3 protein-coding genes are annotated in these 6,577 nt (G+C 37.1%); 1 reads left to right on the top strand and 2 read right to left on the bottom strand.

All coding sequences use genetic code 11. The annotated features are described in order from the left end of the window. Positions 1-312: 312 nt before the first annotated feature. The gene (locus QZT26_RS07160; RefSeq protein WP_295101404.1) at positions 313-4,323 is read right to left on the bottom strand and encodes a PA14 domain-containing protein; all 4,011 of its coding nucleotides are present in this window, start codon (positions 4,321-4,323) and stop codon (positions 313-315) included. A 254-nt stretch (positions 4,324-4,577) separates the two neighbouring features. After that, positions 4,578-5,348 (bottom strand): DUF4159 domain-containing protein, encoded by a 771-nt coding sequence (locus QZT26_RS07155; protein ID WP_295101402.1) that lies wholly within the window; start codon positions 5,346-5,348, stop codon positions 4,578-4,580. A gap of 360 nt (positions 5,349-5,708) precedes the next feature. Between QZT26_RS07155 and QZT26_RS07150 the strand changes: the two genes are divergently transcribed. Further along, the gene (locus tag QZT26_RS07150) at positions 5,709-6,557 is read left to right on the top strand and encodes an ABC transporter ATP-binding protein (RefSeq protein WP_099324824.1); all 849 of its coding nucleotides are present in this window, start codon (positions 5,709-5,711) and stop codon (positions 6,555-6,557) included. Positions 6,558-6,577: the final 20 nt, after the last annotated feature.

Here is a 6,577-nt window from a genome sequence, read left to right as displayed (position 1 = left end):
CCAATTTGCCTGGTCGTTTTGTGAAACAGGACGAACGGTAATTGAATGAAGTAGTTCGTTGTGTGTGTTATCGATTGGTGTTGTATGCTGGTTCATGCCCTATAATATAAAATATTTTAGGGGGAATGTCCACGTTTTTTTACATATCTTTGTATATTATGTGCTTATGGAAAACTTTGACAGCGCCATGGATTTTGGGAGAGAGGTTTATTCCTTGAAATAGGGGATTTTTGCCAATTCCCCAAAAAATTTTCGTATCCATAATTTCAGAACCCCTGATCCTTAGACAGGTCAATTGCATTATCTCTCTCCTTAAAGAAAACTGAGATGTGTTGATGGAACTAAAGATTTATTTATTGAAGAAGAACTCCATAATAATTTTATCCTCGCAGATTTGCCTACATCGTTATATTCTATAGATATCTTGTGCCATCCTTTTTTCATACTAATCTCAGATTTGTCCTCTGTTGCACTATGTTTAGTCCAATTATCAATGACAATATATCCATCAATTTTTAACCTGACACCATCGTCGCTCACTGTGTAGAATGTGTAATCACCACTTTCATCGATTCTGATTAATCCATCCCATCGCACAGAAAAATTATCTTCATTTATTCTCTGGCACGGTGAATTCAGTCCCCAATTAAAATCTATCTTCCTGTCCGTTCTTGAAAGCACGAATTTCTCAAAATTCTTGCCATTGAAATAGCTTCCCTTCAATCCTCCTGTAAACTCTGGTTTTACTTCAGAAAAAGGAATTACATCAATTTTTTCCCCATCCAGTTCTTCAATTTCATAGCCATCTTTAGACCAGCTAAGATTAGTTGATGGTACTAATGATTTATTCAGCGAAGAAGAACTCCATAATAGTCTTATTTTAGCATCATAACCTGTGTCGTTGTATTCTATAAAAATCCTGTGCCACCCTTTTCTAAGATATCTCTTTGCTTTATTCTCTTTTGATGTATGGCTGGTCCAATTATCAATAAGCATATCTCCATCAATCTTTAACCTGACACCATCATCACTCACGGTGTAAAATGTATAATCACCACTTTCATCGATTCTGATTAATCCATCCCACTGTACAGAAAAATTATCCTTATTTATTCCCTGGCACGGTGAATTGCGTTTCCAATTAAAATTTATCTTATTGTCCGTTCTTGAAAGCACGAATTTCTCAAAATTCTTGCCGTTGAAATAGCTGCCCTTTAATCCTCCTATTAATTCCGGCCTGACATCAGACAATGGAATCTCCTTAAATTTTCTTTCTCCGACTTCCTTTATTTCAATACCAGCCTTTCCGTCGGGAAAGTATATTGTTTGAATAGTCCTGAATGAGGCATATTCTCCCGCGTTAACAATTAAGACCTGTTTCCTGCCGACTAACCTGTTAATAGTATTGTACTTATATTTGTCAAATATTTTACTTTTTTGCCATTTTTGCGGGTCGTACTTTGTATGAAATAAAATGTAAATGTATTTATTACCCATATTCATAAAACTAACAGTATCGGTATTTTTCAATTTATCAGTTATCTGAATCGCCTCTTTTATGCCATAAGACCAGGCTCCGAACTTGGTTTCAGAGTATATCTTATAGTATCTCCAAAAGTAATTACTTACATTACAAATACTAAAAATTATAAAGGACCCCGTTAACACTATAAGCGGGTAGTTGATATATTTTTTAAACTGCTGGTGTTTTATACCAACGCTTCTTACGTAAGCAATAGTAGATACCAAGCCAACGGCGGCTATTATTTGAAAAACAGGTAATCCGTAAATCGATCTGATTGCATGAGGGATACTTTCATAAGTTAAGCTTGCAGATACCGGAAACAGCAAAAACCACCATAACAAAACTGCATTCCCCTTTTTCTTCCTTATGCACAATACAAGAAATATAATACCTAAAACAATGAGAATGCCTTCAAATTGAAAAAGTTGACCCATAGCCCCTATGTTATGCCTTGAATTTCCATCACCTCTGAAAAATAAAAAATTTGGGGACATATGAAGTGAATAATTCCTCAGGAATGAATACGGAATCAGAAAAGATTTATAGTCAACCAGGTCTTTAAAGAAAGGCAGAGACCAATATCTATCATTCAAGATACCGTTCTTAGTTGCATTTAATGAATGTTTCGTAAAAATGGATATAATATTATATCTCGTTTGGCCAGGACCGTTGAAGGTGAAATTCAAAAGAGGGAGCAAAAAGAAAAAACCTATTAAGAGAGATAAGAATAGCTCAGTTTTATGCTGGAAAAGCCGCCTGTAATTTATAATGAGGAAGACTAATAGAAAAAGCGGCACGAAAAGCTTGGCAGGAGCATACGTGTAAAGTGTTAAAGCAAAGATTGCCGCACTGAAAAGTAGATATTTACCATTTTTCAGGCCTTTTAGTAAGAAATAGTAACCAATTGTAAAAAGACAGGGAAGTGAAATCGCCTCAAAGGCTATCCTGCTAAATTGAATATGCCAGGGGGTAACAGCTAGGAAAAAGGCTGCCCACAAACCAACACGTTTATTAAATATCTCTTTGGCCAAAAGATAGGTAAAAAACACTGTCAGCATTCCAAACATAGCGGCAGTGAATCTGACAGCAAATACATTCAAACCAAATATTTTTATGAATGGGATAACGGCATAGATATAGACAGGATTTTTATATTCACCAAAGGCCTTAAAATAGAGTGGCAACAGTGTCCCATGTTCATCTTTACCCGTTTGTAAAACAGAATAAGCATTATAGCCAATGGATGCTTCGTCCGAATAAAAACCATTAGGATTTTCATGTAAATTAATCAGTCTTAAAAATATTGCAAGAAAAATGATGAATAACAGGTAAGCATTACTCGTTAGCCATAAACGGTTGATGCGCAATAGTTCTTTTTTTAATGAGGCGATATCAGGGGCATAATATTTCCATATATTTTCATTATACTTAATTGCCCAAATGATTAATGTAATTGCCAGAAGGAGAACTGATATTCCCATTAAAGGGAATTCAGGCAGGTTTCCTGTAATAGTTTTTCCTATATAATATTTAAAAGCCCAAATATTAAGAGAACAATACATAGTGCCATGCAAGGCTCCTATGGAGCAAATAATTATAGAAACACATCCCGATATAATGACGACTCTTTTAAAGAATTCTGTATTCAAGGTCTTTCTTAACAAACCTGAGTTCAAATCCGTCCAGTAGGGGCATAAACCTAAGATCAGGAACGGCAGGGTGGGAAGTAAATATCTTGGTCCATATTGACAATGACCAACGGTGCTCATATTGATTAAATATGAAATTAAAAATACAAATTGTAGTATTAAAAAAAGTTTCTCTCTGAAAAATTCCTTGCGGATAAAAAAAATACCGAAAAACGACAGGACAATTATTGGTGAAAAGGCATAAATACTTGTCTTTGGTGAGAGAAAATAAAAATGTATTTTTCCCAGAATGTTGTTGAGAGAAAAAGCAGGGTATGTATCGTTAAAATTACCAGCAATATTTGCAGGCAGGAAAGGACTCCCAAAAGCATAGTAATTGTAAAGGAATAAGGGGGAAACCGAAAAAGTAAATACAATTAAAAACAAAAACAGGTGCTTCCATTTTTTAAAAGTTAAAATGTATAATAGTAATCCTAATAAAATAAATACAGGAAGGGCTGATGTGAAAATAGATACACCTGCCGTTATACCGGAGACTACCGTGCAGAAGGTTTTATTTACCTGGGAGGAGTGGAAGCTTAAAAAAAGAAAATAAAATGAAGCAAATATTAAGAAAGTACCATAGATATCATGATGAGTAACCCCGCAGTATGGGAATGATATGGTGCCTAACCCATAAAATATTGCGACCAGGAAGCTAAATTTTTTGTTTTTGGTTAGGAAAACACCTATTTTAAAGAGCATAACGACTATTAATGAAGTCATTGCGCCCGAAGTAAACCAAGTGACCAGCGAGGATGTTAGCAAGTAACTATTTTCATAGGTTATGCCAATAATATACAATATGAAATAGATTATTGTGCCTATAAAGAATTGCCCTGGCTGTTTGGCTGCGTAAAGATGTCCTTCATGATTAAACACATCTCCAGGCCTTTTGAGTTTCGGGGTCGGGCTACCATCAACATACAGGGTTCCTCTTTCAGCAATAGCCTCTATTCCTGCTTGTTGCAAGGTGTATGAATTTTGATCATTGCTGTTGACAAATATCCCATAAATAAAGAAGATTGCACAAAACAACAGCACCGTATCACTGATCTTTTGAATATGAAATATTTTTTTAAAAAATTTAAATTGTATATAAATTTTCATTTTATCGGATGTTTTCCCCTGCCAAAATGTTACGAGGTATCAAAACAGGCAAACTAGCGACGAAACCAATGCCTGGCTGGGTGGATTTTCGCGCGTTCCGCTAAAAAGCTTGTTGTTTGACTTTTACAGGACATGTTTAAAAGATTGTGTGTGTTGCGGTTTTTACCGGCGGTTTGAAATACCCCGGCAATTACCGCATAAAAAATCAGACATGTTTTTCAGAAATGGCGGCTGCTCATTGTTCCTGATAGTTTTCACATCCTTCTTTTCATGATGAAGGGAAGGTGTACCTGGTCTTGTTTGTAATCCCCCGTCAGGGCATACATAATGATATTTATCCCGAGGCGAAAGGCCATTTCCCGCTGCCTCTCCCCTCCGGGAATCACTTCGTATTCCCACGTACCCAGAGGGTCTTTCGCCCATGCGCCGCCGAGGTCATTGTGTGAATAAATTATTACGGTACGATTCCCAAGTGTTATCCCTTCCAGAAACGTCTTTTCCATAATCCGGCCATATGCCCTGTTCAGCAGATAAAAGGATTTAAAGATGGTATGTTCTAATGAAAGAGGCTCTAACGATTTGTTTGGGAATATCCGCTTAATTTCCCGTTGTATGGATTTATCGAAACCGAAATTGTCCTTTCCAATGCAGTCGTCAATGAGCAAGGTTCCTCCGAACTCAAGGTACAACTTAAGATTACTAATTTCGCTATCACTAAAAGGGGGAAATTCACGGTCTCCCGACATGTAGGCAAAGGGATATTCAAATAACTCTTTATCGCCGGGCATGACGGATCTGGTCCCAATGCTTGCTTCCACGCTGGTTCTCTTCATCAGCTCCCACATGAGCCGGTTGCCGGTATTTGGCCGTGGGTTCCAATTGCCGTTGGAATACTCAATCTGTACAAAGGTAAACTTTGAGGCGTCACCCATTGCAAAAAGCGTGTTGAGGGAAGGGGATAAAATAGTGGCTACGAACAAAATAAATGAAAAGGAGATAGATAAATTGAAATGATTATGCTTCATTTTACCGGGAGTATTTTTAGACCAAAAGATTGTAAAACAAGAATATATTGCAATAATTATAAAATACTATATCTGTTTCGCAGCGATTTTCCAAGTGACAAATTTTAAAGCAATCGGCAGTATACAGTACACAGTCTACCGTCAGCAGATTGCAGATTGCCGACTGTAGACTGCCGACTGTTTTCGCGTCCAATCCAATGAATAGTTAAATCGTGTTTTTCCCTCATAAATTATTGCCTTAAATATTGTTTGACTAATTAAATGAATTTGATTAGAGTATCTACGCTTCCAGGCCATTACCGCCGTAATTCCCTTATATTATGTATAACGCCTGGTATTGTGTGGAAAAATTAAAACTGCGTGGATAGTTTTGCCGTTAAAATAGAAGGCCTTACTAAGGTTTACAAAGATTTTTGGAAACGGAAAAGTGTTCCCGCCCTGACAAATCTGAATCTTGAAATCAAACAGGGAGAAATATTTGGGCTTTTAGGTCCCAACGGATCGGGAAAGACTACTACTGTTAAATTACTCCTTGGATTTCTTCACCCCACCAGCGGCAGGTCCTGGTTATTGGGAAAACCTTCCGGCCATATACAAACCAAAAATAAGATCGGTTTTTTACCAGAAGAATCCTATTTATATACATTTTTGAATGCGGAAGAGATCCTGGATTTTTATGGAAAACTTTTCAATCTTTCCCGAAAAGAAAGAAAGGAAAGGATCGATAAATTAATCTACCTTGTAGGGTTGAACCCTTACCGAAAGCGCCTTTTGAGTAAATACTCAAAAGGGATGCTGAGGAGAATCGGCATTGCACAGGCGATAATAAATGACCCGGATTTGATTATACTGGACGAGCCTACCAGCGGGCTTGACCCAATAGGCCGCCGGGAAATAAAAGAGCTGATAAGTGAATTTAACAAACAGGGCAAAACCGTATTGCTCTGTTCTCATCTGTTGGCAGACGTACAAAGTATTTGCAGCAGAATCGCGATTCTTAATAAAGGTGTTTTGCAAGTGTCAGGCAACGTGAAGGAATTGCTTTGCCGAAACGAAGTAATGGAGTTTCTGGTCAAAAACCTATCTGACGGCGATTTAGAATTGGTAAAAAAATTTATAGCGGAGAAAAACGGCGAAGTACTTTCTATGCATCCTCATCGTTCAACATTGGAGGAACTGTTTGTTAACATCATACAGCAGCACAATTAGAGTATTTTCTCATTCGGACT

The organism is uncultured Candidatus Kuenenia sp. (assembly GCF_900696675.1).
Classification (GTDB): Bacteria; Planctomycetota; Brocadiia; order Brocadiales; family Brocadiaceae; genus Kuenenia; species Kuenenia stuttgartiensis_A.
This window is presented reverse-complemented; position numbering and strand designations above follow the sequence as displayed.

Coding starts and splice junctions, on each gene's coding strand:
- QZT26_RS07160 (WP_295101404.1), bottom strand. CDS start 4,323: ATGAAAATTTATATACAATTTAAATTTTTTAAAAAAATATTTCATATT.
- QZT26_RS07155 (WP_295101402.1), bottom strand. CDS start 5,348: ATGAAGCATAATCATTTCAATTTATCTATCTCCTTTTCATTTATTTTG.